Here is a 17,168-nt window from a genome sequence, read left to right as displayed (position 1 = left end):
CATGCGCGCCAACTATCGGATGCAGAGACTGCATGTAAACGCCGCACTTTCGGCTGGTACTGCCTTCGAGGCAACGCCCGAGCAGTTCAACTACCTCGCCAATGTGCTGCGCTTTGAAGAAGGCGCAGATGTGCTGATCTTCAATGGCCGCGACGGCGAGTGGCGCGCGACCATCAGTTTCCCGACACGCAAGCGCATCCTTCTGACACCGGTTGAAGAGACGCGACCACAGCCGGCCGATTGCGACCTGCAGTTTCTGTTCGCCCCGCTGAAGGTTGGACGAATGGACTATCTGATCCAGAAGGCCGTCGAGATGGGTGCCGGCACCCTGCAGCCGGTGATCACCCAGCATGTGCAGGGCAAGATCGGCAATATCGAGCGGCTGCAGGCAAATGCCACGGAAGCGGCCGAGCAATGCGGCATCCTCGCCATCCCGACCGTCGCCCCACCGGTGAAGCTGAAGGACATGCTGGAGCGCTGGCCTTCGGAACGACGGATCATCTATTGCGACGAGGATGCCAGCACACAGAACCCGCTGCCGGCGCTCCAGGCCATCACCGAACGCTCGCTGGCTTTGCTGGTCGGTCCGGAGGGCGGATTCTCGGACGAGGAACGCGAGCTGCTACGCGCCCTGCCCTTCGTCACCGCCATCCCGCTCGGGCCGCGGATCCTGCGCGCCGATACGGCGGCCGTCGCGGCCATAGCCGTGGTGCAGGCGGCAATCGGGGACTGGCGGTAGGCGGTTTCGCAAACGTCAATTTCAAGAGTACGGCGTTTCTCTTTTTTGAGCAGGCCTTGAGAGTTTTTCACTTGCACACAACAAATTTCCGGTCCAATCACCTGTCCCCATGGGCCTACGCGCCCTGCGACAAAGCCCAACAAGGTTACCTTCATGGCTCGTGACACGACCGACGATACACCCCTCGGCTCCATTGAGGACATGGCCGCCTATATGGCCGCCGGCTCCAAGCCGAAAGAGGCGTTCCGGATCGGCACAGAGCACGAGAAATTCGCCTTCTTCCGCGCCGACAACAGCCCCGTGCCGTATTTCGGCGACGCGAGCATTGCAGCGCTCCTGAAGGGCATGCAGGCAAAGCTTGGCTGGGATCCGATCATGGACGGTGACAATATCATCGGCCTCGGCGAACAGTCGGGCATGGGCGCGATCTCGATCGAGCCCGGTGGCCAGTTCGAGCTTTCCGGTGCGCCGGTGGAAACGCTGCACCAGACCTGCAAGGAATCGAACCATCACCTGGCCGTGCTGCGCGACGTCGCGGAACCGATGGGCATCCGTTTCCTCGGCCTTGGCGGCAGCCCGAAATGGACGCTGGCCGAAACGCCGCGCATGCCGAAGCAGCGCTACGACATCATGACCCGCTACATGCCGAAGGTCGGCAGCAAGGGTCTCGACATGATGTACCGCACCTGCACGATCCAGGTGAACCTCGACTTTTCGTCGGAGGCCGACATGCGCCAGAAGATGCGCGTGTCAATGAAGCTGCAGTCGCTGGCGACCGCGCTGTTCGCCTCCTCGCCCTTCACCGAAGGCAAGCCGAACGGGCTGGTTTCCTGGCGCGGCGATATCTGGCGCGACACCGACAACCAGCGCGCCGGTGTTTTGCCCTTCACCTTCTCCAAGGATTTCTGTTTCGGCGACTATGTGCGCTGGGCGATCGAGGCGCCGATGTATTTCATCGTGCGCGACGGACGTTATCACGACTGTACCCACGTCACTTTCCGCCAGTTCATGGACGGCGCGCTGAAGGGCGAAGTGGCCGAATGGGAGCCGACACTCGGCGACTGGACCAACCACCTTTCGACGCTGTTTCCGGATGTCCGCCTCAAGCGCTTCCTGGAAATGCGTGGCGCCGATGGTGGTCCATGGCGGCGGATCTGCGCTCTTCCGGCCTTCTGGGTCGGACTGCTCTACGATGACGCAGCCCTTGCCGCCGCCGACGAACTGACCGCCGACTGGACCGTCGACGACGTGATCCACATGCGCGACACCGTTCCGGCGCAGGGCCTGAAGGCTTCAATTGCCGGCCGCCCGCTGATGCATGTGGCGCGCGACGTTGTCGACTTGTCACGGCAGGGCCTGAAGGCCCGCGCACGTCTCAATGGCGAAGGCCAGGACGAGAGCGTGTTCCTCGGCCCGCTGGACGAAGTGCTCGCCAAGGGCACGACACTGGCCGACGACATGCTGTCGCTCTACCATGGTCGTTGGGGTGGTCGGATCGATCCGGCTTTCGAAGAATACCAGTATTGATCGGGGGGCTGCGACGGCCCCGCTCTTTGCAACACACTGGCGCTTTCGCAACACCGGTAAAAACCGGTTTGCGCAGTGTTTTTTCCGGTTATAGTGCCAGCGATGATCTGCATGTAACCGGGGAGAAAACGTCCATGCTGCCACTGTTCGACATGATGCTTCAGGCGCAGAACGGCACGGCGATGGATGCCATGGCCCGTCAGTTCGGACTTGCCCAGGAGCAGGCGGCCAAGGCCATGGCGGCCCTGACGCCGGCCTTCGCCTCCGGTTTCAAGCGCAGCGCCAGCAACCCATACGATTTCTCCACCCTGATCTCGTCCATGACCTCTGGCAACTACGCCAAGTATTTCGAGGACATGAGCTCAGCCTTCACGCCGCAGGGCGTGGCCGACGGCAATCAGGTTCTCCAGCAGCTGTTCGGCTCCAAGGACATGTCGCGAGCGATTGCCGCCCAGGCCGCCCAGCTGACAGGCATCGGCCAGGACGTGCTCAAGCAGATGATGCCGGCGATGGCCGACACGATCATGGGCGGCCTTTTCAAGCAGACGACCGGCCAGTTTCCCGGTGCGGATGCCTTTGCCAACTCGCCGATGAACAAGATGATGCAGCAATGGCTGGAAAGCACCGGCATGCAGCCGAAACCGCAGCCGCAGGCCAACATCTTTGACAACCCCTTCACCAAGGCTTTCCAGGACATGATGGGCGGGGCGAAGAAGCCCGAGACCGCCACCGGCAATCCGTTTTTCGACAATCCGTTCGCCAAGGCATTTCAGGATATGGCGGCCTCCTATGGCGCGGCAGCCGGTGGCAAGCCGACAGAAAATCCCGCGCAGTCCGCCAGGGAAGAGGCGAAACCTGCAGCAGCCGAAGATCAGGCCGGCTTCACCGCAATGATGAACTCGATGTTCGACAGCGGCCTAGAGGTCCAGAAGAGCTATCAGAAGAGCATGGAGCAGATCTTCGACCAATATCTGACCGCCAGCAAGGGCGAAGCCGCAGTTCCGCCGGCCGAAAAGCCATAGCTCGCGGCCTTTCCGGCATCCGGCTGGTGCGGTCAAAAAAAAGCCCGGCCTGAATTCGTTCAGGACCGGGCAAAATGCAGGGCTATTGGCTATCACCCTGCGGGGATGGGAAAAGTCACTCGGCGCGCACCCCGCGCAGCGAATTCTCGGACCGGCGGCGTGCTATGCGCTTCAGATGCGGCGAAGGATCGTCCGCGTAGCTGACCAGATTGAGGACTTCGTGGATGTCGACACGGCTGAGGCCGAGGTCATTCAGGAGCCTCTCATCCAATTCAACCAGGCGGTTCGCAGCACGATGATTGCGCAGGGCGGAGCGAAGGGATCGCAGGGTCACCATCCAGTTCGCCAGACGCTGGGCAAGCGTCGGCCGTGGAGTAGCGAGGTCAAGGTCGAGGATCCGATCAGTCGTGCGCATGGCAGTCATCCTTCCGATTTTGGCACGAGAAAAAGCGTCCTTGCCGCAGTTGCGGAAAGGTCATGGGGTTGGGGTTTGAACAGAGCGACCACTATTGGTCAGTGCGATTTGCAAGACCGAGAATGTCGAAAGCATATTGATCAGTCCAACGAATGTTTCTAATGGTAAGCATCAACATCATTTATGGATGCTCCCGTCATGTCGGCACCTCTCGATATCGATCAGCTTCAGACTTTCATTGCCATCGTCGATACCGGCAGCTTCACCAAGGCGGCCGGCCGCGTGTTCAAGACCCAGTCCGCCGTGTCGATGCAGATGCGCCGTCTGGAAGAGCGCGTCGGCAAGCAGCTGTTCATCAAGGATGGGCGCGGCAACAGGCTGACGGCCGACGGCGACAAGCTTCTCAACTACGCCCGCCGAATCATCCGTCTTAACGGCGAGGCGATCGCTGCTTTCGACGACAATCGTCTCGAGGGCACATTGCGCATCGGCACGCCGGACGACTACGCCGATCGCTACATGCCGGAGATCATCGGGCGCTTTGCCAAGACGCATCCGAATGTCGAACTCTATATCGTCTGCGAGCCCTCGGTCGATCTTGCCGAGAAGATGGCCAAAGGCGAGCTCGACATTGCGCTGGTCACGCACAATCCGCTGCTGCGGCAGTCGGATGTGGTGCGCACGGAGCCTTTGTGCTGGGTCGGTTCGGCCAACCATCCGCTGCGGGAAGACGCCCCCGTGCCGCTCGCCGTCGGCCGTCGCGATTGCCAATGGCGGCAATTGGCATGCTCGGCGCTCGACGCCGACGGGCGTGAATATCAGATCCTGTTCACGAGCTGGTCATCAACGGTGGTTGCCGCCGCGGTGCTTGCCGGCATGGCTGTATCGATCCTGCCGGAATCGGCGCTGCGGACGGGTATGAAAGTGCTGACGGCCAATGATGGTTTTCCGCCGCTGCCACCCGTGCAGATCGGCCTGATGAAGCGTCCAGGCCTGTCGACTTCGCTGCTGAATGCGATCACGGACCACATTACCGCGTGCCTCGACAACATCACCCCGGCGCAGGTGGAGGACGATCTGGACGGCGAGGGCAAGCCCTACGCGCGATACTATCCGCGTCAGAGATCAGGCAACATGGTTCCCGGCTGGTAGGCGAGCCGTGTTTAGATGTCGAAAAGCGTCGCCTTGATGAATTTCTGCCACTGCACGATATAGATCTGCGCCTGCGCTTCCGGCAATCCGGCAATGAAGCGAATGACTTCGCCCGTGCTGAGGATCTGCAGCTTCAGATTGGCGCGCATGCGCTCCTGATCCTCCTCGGGCACAAGATCGCCGAGATCGGCCAGAAACGCGGTAATGATCCTGTCGTGACTGGCTGTCGACAGTTGCTTCAGGTCCGGGTCCGACAAAGTCGCCGTCCACATTGACAGGTAGACCGGCTCCTTGGTGAACATTTGATAGAATTTGATCAGGGATTCGCCGGCACGGTCACGAGCCTCTTCGCGCGTCTTCACGCCGCTGAATACAGTTGTGGTGGTTCCACTGATCGATTTGGTGAAATGATCATGCAGCGCCCGGATGATCGCCGCCTTTTCCGGAAAGAACTGGTATAGCGAGCCAATCGGTATGCCCGCCTGCGCGGCAATCTCGCTCATGGTCAACGCCGACACGCCCTTTTCCGTCACCAGGCGGATACTCGCCGCCATGATGGCTTCCAGACGCTGGATGCTGCGCTCCTGCTGCGGCTTCTTGCGCAACCGGAGTCGCGGCTTTTCATTGTGGTCGATCATCGACATACCAACCGGTGTACCCACCGGCTCCCTGTAAACTTATACCAAGCCAAATAAGGGCGGCAACTGCCCAAAAGGTTAACGCGACCGTCAGGAACTCCGCAATTGCATCGAAGAGCACAAAAAAGGTCAGCGCTGGCGGGCGCTGACCTTTTTCCGCATCATCTGGCCGAGCCTGCTCGGCCAGATGATGCTGTCGGTTTCAGGGAGACAGACAGGCTGGTTTCGGCTCAAAGACCGGCACCAGCTGCCGCATGCGATCAGACCAGATCGAACCGGTCTGCGTTCATCACCTTGGTCCAGGCCGCGACGAAATCCGCCACGAACTTTTCCTTGTTGTCGTCCTGGGCATAGACTTCCGCATAGGAACGCAGGATCGAGTTCGAGCCGAGCACGAGGTCGACGCGCGTCGCCGTGTACTTGGTCGCACCGCTCTTGCGATCGCGGATGTCGTAGGAATTGCTGCCGGTCGGGACCCAGGTATAGGCCATGTCCGTCAGGGTGTTGAAGAAGTCGGTGGTGAGTGCGCCAACGCGGTCGGTGAACACGCCATGTGCCGTGCCGCCGTAGTTGGTGCCAAGCACGCGCAGGCCGCCGATGAGCACGGTCAGTTCCGGAGCAGTCAGGCCCAGCAACTGCGCACGATCGAGCAACATTTCCTCGGGGCTGACGACATAGTCCGTCTTCTGCCAGTTGCGGAAACCGTCAGCGAGCGGTTCGAGAACAGCAAAGCTGTCCGCATCGGTCTGCTCGGCTGTGGCGTCGCCGCGACCCGGGGCGAAGGGTACGGTGATATCAAAGCCCGCGGCCTTCGCCGCCTGCTCGACGCCGACATTGCCGGCCAGAACGATGACGTCGGCAAGACTTGCGCCGGTTTCCGATGCGATGCCTTCGAGAACGGCCAGGACCTTGGCAAGCCGCTGCGGCTCGTTGCCTTCCCAGTCCTTCTGCGGCGCCAGGCGAATGCGAGCACCATTGGCACCGCCACGCTTGTCGGAACCGCGGAAGGTACGGGCGCTATCCCAGGCCGTCGCCACCATCTCGCCGGTGGACAGGCCACTGTTGATGATCTTGGCCTTGACCGCCACGACGTCATAGTCGGTACGGCCGACCGGGATCGGATCCTGCCAGATCAGGTCTTCGGCGGGAACATCCGGACCGAAATAGCGCGACTTCGGGCCGACATCGCGATGGGTCAGCTTGAACCAGGCGCGGGCGAAGGCGTCCGAGAATGCCGCGAAGTCGTTCATGAAACGCTGCGAGATTTCGCGATAGATCGGATCGACCTTGAGGGCCATATCCGCATCGGTCATCATCGGCATGACGCGGATCGAGGCATCCTCGACGTCAACCGGCTTGTCCTCCTCGGCAATGGTGATCGGTGCCCATTGCGACGCTCCGGCCGGGCTGTGGGTCAGCGTCCATTCATGCTTGAACAGCATCTCGAAGAAGCCGTTGTCCCACTTGGTCGGCTCGGCGGTCCAGGCACCTTCGATGCCCGACACGACGGTATCGCGGCCGATGCCGCGACCCTTGGTGTTCATCCAGCCGAGACCCTGGAATTCAGGCCCTGCAGCTTCGGGGTCGGCGCTGAGATTGGAGGCACTGCCATTACCGTGGGACTTGCCGATCGTATGGCCGCCGGCGGTGAGCGCTACGGTTTCCTCATCGTTCATGCCCATGCGGGCGAAGGTTTCGCGCATCTGGGCAGCGGTTGCCAGCGGATCGGACTTGCCGTTGACACCTTCCGGGTTGACGTAGATCAGACCCATCTGCACGGCGGCCAGCGGGTTGGCCAGTGTTTCCGGCTTGGTCACATCTCCGTAACGTTCGTCGCTCGGCGCCAGCCATTCCTTCTCGTCACCCCAATAGGTGTCCTTTTCCGGATGCCAGATGTCTTCGCGGCCAAAGGCGAAGCCAAAGGTCTTGAGACCGGCGACGTCATAGGCCATCGTGCCGGCGAGCGCGATCAGGTCGGCCCAGGAGAGCTTGTTGCCGTATTTCTTCTTGATCGGCCACAGCAGGCGGCGACCCTTGTCGGTGTTGACGTTGTCCGGCCAGGAATTCAGCGGCGCAAAGCGCTGGTTGCCGGTATTGGCGCCGCCACGACCATCCGTCGTGCGGTAAGAGCCGGCAGCATGCCAGGTGACGCGGGCCATCATGCCGACATAGGAGCCCCAGTCAGCCGGCCACCATTCCTGGCTGTCCAGCATCAGCGCGCGCAGATCGGCCTTCAGCGCCTCGACGTCGAGCTTCTTCAGCTCTTCGCGGTAGTTGAAGTTCGGACCCAGAGGATTGGTCTTGGCGTCGTGCTGGTGGAGGATGTCGAGGTTCAGCGCATTCGGCCACCAATCCATCACAGACTTGCTCGTGGCGGTGTTGCCGCCATGCATTACCGGACATTTGCCGATCGGTTTCGTATGTTCGTTCATATTGGCCTCCTGTTTTAACGGAACGACGTTTCTGGCGGCACAATCTCGTAATTGATCCATAATTTCCAATTGTATTTGATGGTATCTTCGATAGGATATTCCTATCATGATTACCATTCGTCAGCTGCGCTATTTCGAGGCTCTTGCCACCACCCTGCATTTCGGTCGTGCCGCGGAAATGGTGCATGTCAGCCAACCGGCGCTGTCGACGCAGATCATGGAACTGGAGCGTCATCTCGGGGTCAAGCTGATCGAGCGGACCCGCGGATCGACCTTGCTGACGGCCAAGGGCGCCGAGCTTCTGGCGCATGCACGCCTGGTGCTTTCATCGGTGGACCGGCTCGAACAGGCGGCGCGGCAAAACAGCGGCACGCTCGAGGGTCTGCTCAGGCTCGGCATTATCCCGACGGTTGCGCCCTATCTGGTGCCGCAGGTGGTGCCTTATCTACGGCGCATGCATCCGTTGATCGAACTGGAACTCAAGGAAGCGGTGACGGACCGCCTGTCCGCGGATCTCGCCGAAGGGCGGATCGACGCGATGATCGCTGCCCTGCCGATCGAAGCCGACAATTTCGTCGACATCCACCTGTTCACCGATCGCTTCTTCATGGCCATGGCCGAAAACGACAGCGACGTGCTTCTATCACCGCTCACCGAAACCCAGGTAGACCCGGAACGATTGCTGCTGCTTGAAGAAGGACATTGCCTGCGCGATCAGGCACTGGCCGTGTGCAAGGCGGCCAACCGGCGCAGCCTGATCAATTTCGGCGCGACCTCCATGGCAACGCTGCTGCAGATGGTGTCGCACGACATGGGCATGACGCTGATCCCGGAAATGGCCGTCGAGACGGAGACCAGCCGCAACCATCTGCGCATCGTGCCGTTTGCCGAACCGCAGCCGGCCCGCGAGATCGGACTGGTCTGGCGCCGCTCCAACCCACGGCGCGCCGACATGGAGGCGCTGGCCCATGCGATCATCGCCAGCCGGCGCGAGCCTTCGAAACAGCTGCTGCGGGACAGCACCGTGCGGGTGCGTCCGATTGCGTCGTAGCGCCGCCCGCTTTTCAATCAACCGCTTTAGGACACGACAGCCCGGTTGTCGTGACGTTCGCGCGCCAGATCGAAGATCTGGATGCCGTCCTTGGGCCTGCCGCGGTTGCGCCATTTGGAATGGTTGAGCGTGTAGCTCACATCGTCATAGCCGGCCTGCCAGTGCTCGTTGATCGAGCGGCGGGAGAATTCGACATCCATTGCATGGGTGGCATAGGCGGCACGGCGATGGATCAGGTGGACGATCGTGACATCATATTCCTGGCCGATGGATCGCAGGATCCTGGCGTCTTCATCGTCGAGGAATTCCGGCGGCAGCTTTTCCAGCAGGCGCTTGGCAGCGCGCCGGACCACCTGCTTTCTGGCGAATTCATCGGTGTTCATGCGGGTGCGGCTGGAATAACGGATTTCCTTGACCCGGCTTTCCACTTCGAACTGATCGCGCGGCATGGCCCCGCGGGCGCTGAAGAGATCGACCTGGAAAATTTCCAGATCGCGGGTTGCCTCATTGACCGCCAGCACATGTTGCAGCGGGGTATTGGAGACGAGGCCACCATCCCAATAGAAACGGCCATCGATCTCGATCGGAGCAAAGCCCGGCGGCAGCGCCCCGGATGCGGCGATGTGACGGGCATCAAGCTTGGTCTGGCGGTTGTCGAAATAGGCGAAATTGCCCGACTGGACATCGACGGCACCCAGGCTGAGGCGGGTCGATCCATCGTTCAAAAGATCGAAATCGATCAGGGCCTCGAGCGTCTTCACCAGCGGATCGGTATCGTAATAGCTGATCAGCGCAGCAGGATTGGCGGCAAGCTGGAACGGCGTGTAGAGGCGCGGCGAAAAGAAGCCAGGTACGCCGAAAAGTGTCCCCGCCATCGCGGCCAGATCATTGTTCATCCGGCGCAAACTGCTGTCGCTTTCGCCGAAACCAAACCCCGGACTAGACGAAACCATGTCCCAGAAGGCACGGAGATTGGCGATGCGGCTCTCGCGCGGGCTACCCGCGACGATCGCAGCGTTGATGGCACCGATGGAGATGCCGGCCAGCCAATCGGGCTCGACCTCGTGCTTGTGCAGCGCTTCATAGGCACCGGCCTGATAGGCGCCAAGCGCGCCGCCACCTTGGAAAACGAAAATCTGATTGCTGTCGGAATTGCGAACCGAATTGCTGGCGGTGTCGGACATGGGTGCTCGATACAAATTGTTGCAGTGCACCATATATAGGGATCAATCGTGCCCGAACCAGTGCCGTCAGCGCCAGACTGCGTTTCTCTTTCGACAGGGTCGCTCATGGCGTTCAATCCGGCAGCGGAATGGCACGATCGGCATGCCGAACTGCCAAAATGGCGTGGAAGCCTTCCCAAAAGAGGTTCGACCTTGCAAACAAAGACTTGGCTAAATTCCGCTCAAGCTCCTAAGCTGCGGCAACATCTGTGACATTGGGGATAACATGCGCCTTCAACTGCAAGCGGGATCACGGTCCCGGACGATTCTATCGCGCACGCTGCTTGCGTTCCTCATGTCCTCGGCACTGTCGTTGACGCCCGCCCTCGCAGACGAAACCGAGGTGGATCAGCAGATCGAAAACCTGCTCGGCAATGCCGAAGTCTTCAAAGCCACGATCGCCGACCTGCAGGGGCGTATCGCCAACGAAGATTCGATCGCGGTTTCCGCCTTTATCGACTACCCGATCACCGTGACGATCAACGGCAAGCGCAAGACGCTTCGCCAGGCGGAAGACCTGGAGCCGCTCTACTACGACATCTTCATCCCGGAGATCACCGATGTCATCGTCAACCAGGACTATGGCAGCTTGTTCGTAAACGGCGACGGCGTCATGTTCGGCAATGGCGAAGTCTGGATGAACGCCGTCTGCCTGGATGATGCTTGCAACGAGACCGAAGCCAGGATCATCACGATCCAGGCAGCCGATTAAAAAAAAGACCCGCTGGTGACAGCGGGTCGGCAGGATCAGGTCCGATCCCCGGGATGGCGCATCGGCGCCAATCCTCGGGTGGTCTTCAAGCAGCGGGCGCAGTCAAGGCAGCAGCTGCGGCCGTGGCCGCGATGCCCTTGGGCGAAAATTCATTCAACCCAAGCAGGAAGTTGATCTGCGGACGCGTCTTGACCAGGTCGTCGATCGTGTACTGCGACAGCACGTCGAAGAAGGCATTCAGAGCCTTGCGCAGGGCCGAGTTCAGGCCACAGCTATCGATCAGCGGACAATCCACATCACCATCATCTTCGAAACATTCGGCCATCGCGAAGCTGTCTTCCGTGACGCGCACGACATCGAACAGGGTGATCTTGTCGGCGGCACGACCGAGGCGCACGCCACCGTTGCGACCGCGCACGGTTTCAACCAGACCCGCCTTGTTCAAAGGCTGGAGAATCTTGAACAGGAAGAGCTCAGACACGCCATAAGATCTGGCGATTTCCGGGATCCGACTCAGGTTTTCCTGGTTCGCAGCGCAGTACATGAGCATGCGCACTGCGTAATTTGTCTGCTTTGTCAAACGCATGCATGATTCCTCAGTTTCACTTTGGCCTTATATAGCGCCTTTTGTAGTTTTGAACAATTCCAAAATACTCAAGTTCTGAACTCACGAAATTGTGAGTGAAGCTTAGCGTGATTGACACCCCGGAGCAAATTATGAATATGCGGCTCAAGTAATTCAACAGGGAGGTAAAATCATGATGAAAACCCACTTTACCCGTCTTGCGCTGAGCGCTGTTTCGGCCCTTTCGATGACCGCTGGCGCCGCCTTGGCCGATGGCGAGGTCAATATCTATTCCTATCGTCAGCCGGAGCTGATCCAGCCGCTGATGGATACGTTCACCAAGGAAACCGGCATCAAGACCAATGTGCTGTTTCTCGACAAGGGACTGGTCGAGCGCATTGCGGCCGAAGGCGCCAATTCTCCGGCCGACCTGATCCTGACCGTCGATATTGCCCGCCTGACCGAAGCCAAGGAAGGCGGCGTAACGCAGCCGCTCAACGACGAACGGATCAATTCCCAGATTCCGGCACAGTACCGGGACAAGGATGGCGACTGGTTCGGTCTGACCACCCGCGGTCGCGTCGTCTATGCCTCCAAGGAGCGTGTGACGGAAAACACGATCACCTATGAAGAGCTCGCCGATCCGAAGTGGAAGGGCAAGCTTTGCATGCGCGACGCGCAGCACTCCTACAATATCGGCCTGTTTGCCTCGATGGTCGCCCATCATGGCGCCGAATACACCGAAAAGTGGCTGGCCGGCGTCAAGCAGAACCTGGCCCGCAAGCCCGACGGCAATGACCGCAGCCAGGCCAAGGCAATCATGGCCGGCGAATGCGACATCTCGCTCGGCAATACCTATTATGTCGGTCTGATGCTGACCAACGAGAAGGATCCCGAGGAAAAGGAATGGGCTGCCGCCATCAAGGTGCTGTTCCCGAATACCGCCGATCGCGGCACGCATGTCAACGTCTCGGGCATGGCACTCGCCAAGAACGCGCCGAACATGGACAATGCGATCAAGCTGATGGAATTCCTCGCTTCGGATGAAGCCCAGGGCATCTATGCCGAGAAGGTATTCGAATATCCGGTCAGCCCGAAGGCCAAGCCTTCCGACATCGTTGTCGGCTTCGGCACGATCAAGCCCGACAGCCTGGCGCTGACCGATGTCGCCGCCAACCGCAAGGTGGCCTCCGAGCTGGTCGACAAGGTCGGCCTGAACGAAGGCCCGAGCAACTAAGCTGCTTCGGATTTTTCACGGACAGAAAGGGGCGACCGGTCAGGTCGCCCCTTTTTTTATGCGTTGTGCCTGGCTCCCGTCAGGCTGACGGGCGGCCGGACATCTCTTTGGCATAGTCCTCGATCGCCTTGCGGCGATCGCCGGTGCCGGGATGGGTGGACAGGAACGAGCTGTCATCCTTGCCGCCATACTTCTTTTCGATCAGGCTGAAGAAACGATTGATCGCCGCCGGGTCGCGACCGGCCTTGATCATCAGTTCGACCGATACGCGGTCTGCCTCGCTTTCGGCGTCGCGCGAATAGGACAGCGCCATCAGGGCCGCACCATTGGTCATGATGTCTTCGCCGGCACTGCCGATATCACCGGCAATCAGCATGATCAGCCCTGCCGTACCCGCGGCACGGTAGAGCTGGCGCAGCGAGTGCTCCCGTTCGACATGGCCGATTTCATGAGCGAGCACGCCGGTGATCATGTCGAGATCGCCGGCGGCCAGTTCCACCAGTTCATCGGTGATCACCAGTGAGCCGTCGGGCAAGGCAAAGGCATTGGCGCCGATCGGACCACCGCGGCGGAAATTCAAGTTATAGCCGCCCACACCCCGTACCGACACGGCCGCAACACTGGCAAAGGCATCGCTGATCTCGCGGCGCTTTGCCTCCGGCAAATCACTGTCGCTGAACACCGTCTTGTCGAGCGAGATCAGCGTGCCGCTCGCCATCCATTGCGTGACGACGGGCGGGGTCACCAGGACGGCAACCTCCACCAGGGCCGGAACGGCAAAACGGTAGATCAGGCCGGCCATCAGGAAGATCGCCAGCACGACGCCGATCAGGCGCGGATGGAAGCGCTCCAGTTCATGGACGAAGCCGATGCGCTGGTGGCTGCGGAGCCAGAGGTCGACGGCATCATTGTCTTCGGTCTCGAAGAGAGACCCATCGGCAAAGGTGATCCGGCGCGGGATGCGGCCGATACGGGCCGACACGTCGACACGCGACAGGTCGTTGACCGCGACCGGATCGCGCATCTCTGCGTCAAGGCTGACGAACAAGGTCTTGCCCGTCGCCGATAGTCCCGCCGGCGAGGCGAGACTGGAGCCTGGCGGATGCCAGCGACCGGCTGCAATGCGTGTGGGATCAGAAGCCAAAATCGAACCCTTCGAGATCGAGATATTCCGCCGTCACGGCAGAACCGGACTGCTGAATGGAAGCGACAACCTCGCCCAGTTCGCCATCGACGACAATGCCGGAATGGGTGACGACGTAACGGTGTTCGCGCACGGCAGCCCATGGCCGCATCAGGCCGAGGGTCACGACCGAGACAACCAGGTTCGACACCAGGATCCAGAAATAGCGCAGCCGGCCGAGATCGGAAAACAGGCGGTGGCGGGTATCAAGCGTGGTGGCGTTCATCACGACATTGCGCACGCCGACGCGGTAGAAGATCGCGGCGATGCCGAACAGCAGGAATGCGGGGATCAGTGTGCCATAGATCGCCATGACGATCTGGAATGTCGGATCGTCCTCCATGCCGAAGGAGGCGCTATCCGCCATGGAAAAATATGCCAGGAGGCCGAGGCCTGTGCCAAGTGCCATGCCGACGATCATGATCAGGAAAGCCGGTAGCCAGACGCGGTAGAGGCTGCCGATCTTCGGATCGGTGGCAAAGGGACGATCACCGTAGCGCAAATTGTTGAAAATGTAGCGATAGAGCCAGCGGCTGGCGAAGGGTGCCAGAATGCCGAACGAAAACAGTGCAACCACGCCGCCGATGATGATGGCAACAAAGGCGCCCCAGGTCTTGCCGGTAAAATCGAAGCGAATGTTGCGATAGCTTGTGACCCGCGCATTGAAACGCAGGCTGCGCATGACGATCCACGGCAGAAGCAGCAGCATCAGCACGCCAAGTGCAATGCCGACAAACGGCATAAATGTCAGGACGATATTGTAGAGGATGATATAGGCAAAAACGATCGCCCGGCCGACGAAGATCTGCATGCCACGGGCGTGATAGTCGAAGGAATGATCGTCAACGAAGCTGTTGCCGTAGAAATAGCGATTGCGGCGGACCTTGGCCCAGGCGGAATAGATGCCGAGGGTGACGATCGTCAGAAGAACATTGACGATCCAGATGCCGAAATATTCGCCGGCGCTGCCGCGGAAATCGCCGCGCTTCAGGTTGGATGCCCGTCCGAAGACTGCTTGTTGCATGAAATATCCCTTAGCTGATCAAATGGACACGCGGCCTTCACCCCAAGGCACACAAATGCCAATGAGCATGCCCGGCGGCGGCACTCAAGTGCGATACGACACTGCGGCGAACCGAATACCGTCAGGTTTCGCGGATCTCGACGCACCACCATTTCGGTCGCGTGCTGCGGTAGGAATGAAAGGTCGGTCGCAGCTCGATACTTGCCTGGCGATCAAAACAGCCGAGAAGCAGGGCTATGGTGGGCGCGTCGTCGATCGCACCCAGTGACGAGCCGCACTGGCTGCAGAAGGCGCGCGACGAGATTTCCGATGAACGCCAGACGGCGGGCACACCACCCGGCCCCACCCAGCGCACGGCATCGCGAGGGAACTCGACCCATGTGGCGGTCAGGGCGCCGGTATGGCGCTGGCACATCTTGCAGGAGCAGGTATGCGGCCGCGCGGCCGGTGCTTCCGCCTCAAAACGCAGCGCGCCGCACAAACAGCCGCCGGTGTGCAATTTCAATCGTGCCATTCCCGCCCTCCCCAGCTGCGGGAGAGGCTATTGCAATCTCGCGCGCTCGACAAGCAAACGCCACCCTGCCTTGCGACAGGGTGGCGCATATCATTGCCGGTGACGGCGCGGATCACTTCATCTCGGCATGGCGAATTCGTTGCCGTCCTTGATGCCCGCCCGGCGCCCGCAGCAAACGAAGTGCCGCGAGGACGCCAAAGCGCATTACTTCATCGTCGGCATGACGAATTCGGCGCCGTCCTTGATGCCCGACGGCCAGCGGCTGGTGACCGTCTTGGTCCGGGTCCAGAACTTGATCGAATCCGTGCCGTGCTGGTTGAGATCGCCGAAGGACGAGGACTTCCAGCCGCCGAAGGAGTGGTAGGCGAGCGGAACCGGGATCGGCACGTTGATGCCGACCATGCCGATATTGATGCGGGAGGCGAAGTCCCGGGCGGCGTCGCCGTCGCGGGTGTAGATGGCAACGCCATTGCCGTATTCATGCTTCATCGGCAGATCGAGGGCTTCCTCATAGGTCTTGGCGCGGACGACAGACAGGACGGGGCCGAAGATCTCGGTCTTGTAGATGTCCATATCGGGCGTGACGTTATCGAACAGGCAGCCACCGACGAAGTAGCCGTTTTCATAGCCCTGGAGCTTGAAATCGCGGCCGTCGACGACGAGCTTGGCACCGGCTTCGACGCCACTGTCGATCAGGCCGCGGATACGTGCCTGGGCTTCCTTGGTGATAACCGGGCCGAGATCGGCCTTGTCATCGGTGTAAGGGCCGATGCGCAAGGATTCGACCATCGGGGTGAGCTTGTCGATCAGCCGGTTTGCAGTTTCTTCGCCGACCGGTACTGCGACCGAGATCGCCATGCAGCGTTCGCCGGCCGAGCCGTAGCCGGCCCCCATCAGCGCCTGAGCGGCCTGGTCGAGATCGGCGTCGGGCATGATAATCATGTGGTTCTTGGCGCCGCCGAAGCACTGGGCGCGCTTGCCGTTCATGGCCGCCGTTCCGTAGACGTAGCGGGCGATCGGGGTCGAGCCGACGAAGGAGACGGCAGAGATGTCCGGGTGGGTCAGGATGCCATCGACGGCCGACTTGTCGCCGTTGACGACGTTGAGGATGCCGGCCGGGAGGCCTGCCTCGATCATCAGTTCGGCGAGGCGGATCGGAACGGACGGGTCGCGCTCCGAAGGCTTCAGGATGAAGGCGTTGCCGCAGGCGATGGCAGGCGCAAACATCCACATCGGGATCATGGCCGGGAAGTTGAACGGCGTGATGCCGGCGCCGATGCCGACAGCCTGGCGGATCGAATACATGTCGATGTTCGGGCCAGCGCCTTCGGTGAATTCGCTCTTCGACAGATGCGGGATACCGATGACGAATTCGCAGACTTCGAGACCACGGATGACATCGCCCTTGGCGTCTTCGATGGTCTTGCCGTGCTCGCGCGAGAGGATCTCGGCGAGGCTGTCCATGTTGTCGTTCAGCAGCTGGACGAACTTCATGAAGACGCGGGCGCGGCGCTGCGGGTTCGTGGCGGCCCACTTGGCCTGGGCCGACTTGGCGTTCTCGACGGCTGCATTGAGCTCTTCGGCGCTCGCCAGCGAGACTTCGCCCTGCACTTCGCCGGTTGCCGGATTGTAGATCGGCTGCTTGCGACCAGAGGTGCCGGCGACATGCTTGCCGCCGATGAAATGACCTACCTGATACATGGGTGTCCTCCTGATTGTTATGCAGGCAGTATG

At 60.6% G+C, this 17,168-nt stretch carries 16 protein-coding genes; 7 read left to right on the top strand and 9 right to left on the bottom strand.

What is annotated here, in order from left to right:
• The first annotated feature begins 1 nt into the window (after position 1).
• From LQ231_RS06400 to LQ231_RS06390, 3 genes are all read left to right on the top strand, one after another.
• A complete protein-coding gene (locus LQ231_RS06400; protein ID WP_230170716.1) occupies positions 2 to 739 on the top strand; it encodes a 16S rRNA (uracil(1498)-N(3))-methyltransferase in 738 nt (245 codons plus the stop codon).
• A gap of 153 nt (positions 740 to 892) precedes the next feature.
• A complete protein-coding gene (locus tag LQ231_RS06395) occupies positions 893 to 2,266 on the top strand; it encodes a glutamate--cysteine ligase (protein ID WP_113140387.1) in 1,374 nt (457 codons plus the stop codon).
• 134 nt (positions 2,267 to 2,400) lie between these two features.
• Positions 2,401 to 3,288 carry a DUF937 domain-containing protein gene (locus LQ231_RS06390; RefSeq protein WP_230170715.1) on the top strand — a complete coding sequence of 296 codons (888 nt, stop codon included), beginning with the start codon at positions 2,401 to 2,403 and terminating at the stop codon, positions 3,286 to 3,288.
• A gap of 115 nt (positions 3,289 to 3,403) precedes the next feature.
• On the opposite strand, the gene LQ231_RS06385 is transcribed toward LQ231_RS06390, so the two are convergent.
• Complete coding sequence (locus tag LQ231_RS06385; protein WP_230170714.1) at positions 3,404 to 3,703, bottom strand: DUF1127 domain-containing protein; 300 nt, start codon at positions 3,701 to 3,703, stop codon at positions 3,404 to 3,406.
• A gap of 198 nt (positions 3,704 to 3,901) precedes the next feature.
• Between LQ231_RS06385 and LQ231_RS06380 the strand changes: the two genes are divergently transcribed.
• The gene (locus LQ231_RS06380; RefSeq protein WP_113140709.1) at positions 3,902 to 4,855 is read left to right on the top strand and encodes a LysR substrate-binding domain-containing protein; all 954 of its coding nucleotides are present in this window, start codon (positions 3,902 to 3,904) and stop codon (positions 4,853 to 4,855) included.
• 11 nt (positions 4,856 to 4,866) lie between these two features.
• Here the strand turns inward: LQ231_RS06380 and LQ231_RS06375 are convergent, their stop codons facing one another.
• Together LQ231_RS06375 and katG are read right to left on the bottom strand one after the other, a co-directional pair.
• Positions 4,867 to 5,517, bottom strand: coding sequence for a TetR/AcrR family transcriptional regulator (locus LQ231_RS06375; RefSeq protein WP_113140385.1), 651 nt, complete (start codon positions 5,515 to 5,517; stop codon positions 4,867 to 4,869).
• Between the two features lie 236 nt (positions 5,518 to 5,753).
• A complete protein-coding gene (gene katG / locus LQ231_RS06370) occupies positions 5,754 to 7,925 on the bottom strand; it encodes a catalase/peroxidase HPI (protein ID WP_230170713.1) in 2,172 nt (723 codons plus the stop codon).
• A 106-nt stretch (positions 7,926 to 8,031) separates the two neighbouring features.
• Here katG and LQ231_RS06365 point away from each other — a divergent pair, with 106 nt between their 5' ends.
• Positions 8,032 to 8,976, top strand: a complete 945-nt coding sequence (locus tag LQ231_RS06365; protein ID WP_230170712.1) for a hydrogen peroxide-inducible genes activator — start codon at positions 8,032 to 8,034, stop codon at positions 8,974 to 8,976.
• Positions 8,977 to 9,002: 26 nt separating this feature from the next.
• On the opposite strand, the gene LQ231_RS06360 is transcribed toward LQ231_RS06365, so the two are convergent.
• The gene (locus LQ231_RS06360) at positions 9,003 to 10,160 is read right to left on the bottom strand and encodes a patatin-like phospholipase family protein (protein WP_230170711.1); all 1,158 of its coding nucleotides are present in this window, start codon (positions 10,158 to 10,160) and stop codon (positions 9,003 to 9,005) included.
• A 265-nt stretch (positions 10,161 to 10,425) separates the two neighbouring features.
• On the opposite strand from LQ231_RS06360, the gene LQ231_RS06355 reads away from it, so the two are divergent.
• Positions 10,426 to 10,911, top strand: coding sequence for a hypothetical protein (locus LQ231_RS06355; RefSeq protein WP_230170710.1), 486 nt, complete (start codon positions 10,426 to 10,428; stop codon positions 10,909 to 10,911).
• 85 nt (positions 10,912 to 10,996) lie between these two features.
• Here LQ231_RS06355 and rirA read toward each other — a convergent pair whose 3' ends face one another.
• The gene (gene rirA, locus LQ231_RS06350; protein ID WP_113140380.1) at positions 10,997 to 11,497 is read right to left on the bottom strand and encodes an iron-responsive transcriptional regulator RirA; all 501 of its coding nucleotides are present in this window, start codon (positions 11,495 to 11,497) and stop codon (positions 10,997 to 10,999) included.
• Positions 11,498 to 11,723: 226 nt separating this feature from the next.
• Between rirA and LQ231_RS06345 the strand changes: the two genes are divergently transcribed.
• Entirely contained in the window at positions 11,724 to 12,713 is a 990-nt protein-coding gene (locus tag LQ231_RS06345) for a Fe(3+) ABC transporter substrate-binding protein (protein ID WP_230173252.1), read from the top strand.
• 79 nt (positions 12,714 to 12,792) lie between these two features.
• Here LQ231_RS06345 and LQ231_RS06340 read toward each other — a convergent pair whose 3' ends face one another.
• The 4 genes from LQ231_RS06340 to LQ231_RS06325 form a co-directional block, all read right to left on the bottom strand.
• Positions 12,793 to 13,857 (bottom strand): M48 family metallopeptidase, encoded by a 1,065-nt coding sequence (locus LQ231_RS06340; protein ID WP_230170709.1) that lies wholly within the window; start codon positions 13,855 to 13,857, stop codon positions 12,793 to 12,795.
• Positions 13,847 to 14,920 (bottom strand): DUF898 family protein, encoded by a 1,074-nt coding sequence (locus LQ231_RS06335; RefSeq protein ID WP_230170707.1) that lies wholly within the window; start codon positions 14,918 to 14,920, stop codon positions 13,847 to 13,849. The genes LQ231_RS06340 and LQ231_RS06335 overlap by 11 nt, the downstream gene beginning before the upstream one ends.
• Positions 14,921 to 15,041: 121 nt before the next feature.
• Positions 15,042 to 15,434: a GFA family protein gene (locus tag LQ231_RS06330; RefSeq protein WP_230170706.1), complete on the bottom strand. Its 393-nt coding sequence runs from the start codon at positions 15,432 to 15,434 to the stop codon at positions 15,042 to 15,044.
• Positions 15,435 to 15,638: 204 nt separating this feature from the next.
• On the bottom strand, positions 15,639 to 17,135 hold the full coding sequence (locus LQ231_RS06325; protein WP_230170705.1) for a CoA-acylating methylmalonate-semialdehyde dehydrogenase: 1,497 nt from the start codon (positions 17,133 to 17,135) through the stop codon (positions 15,639 to 15,641).
• Between the last annotated feature and the right edge of the window lie 33 nt (positions 17,136 to 17,168).

It is taken from the genome of Rhizobium sp. CECT 9324 (genome assembly GCF_918741265.1).
Taxonomy (GTDB): Bacteria; Pseudomonadota; Alphaproteobacteria; order Rhizobiales; family Rhizobiaceae; genus Allorhizobium.
This window is presented reverse-complemented; position numbering and strand designations above follow the sequence as displayed.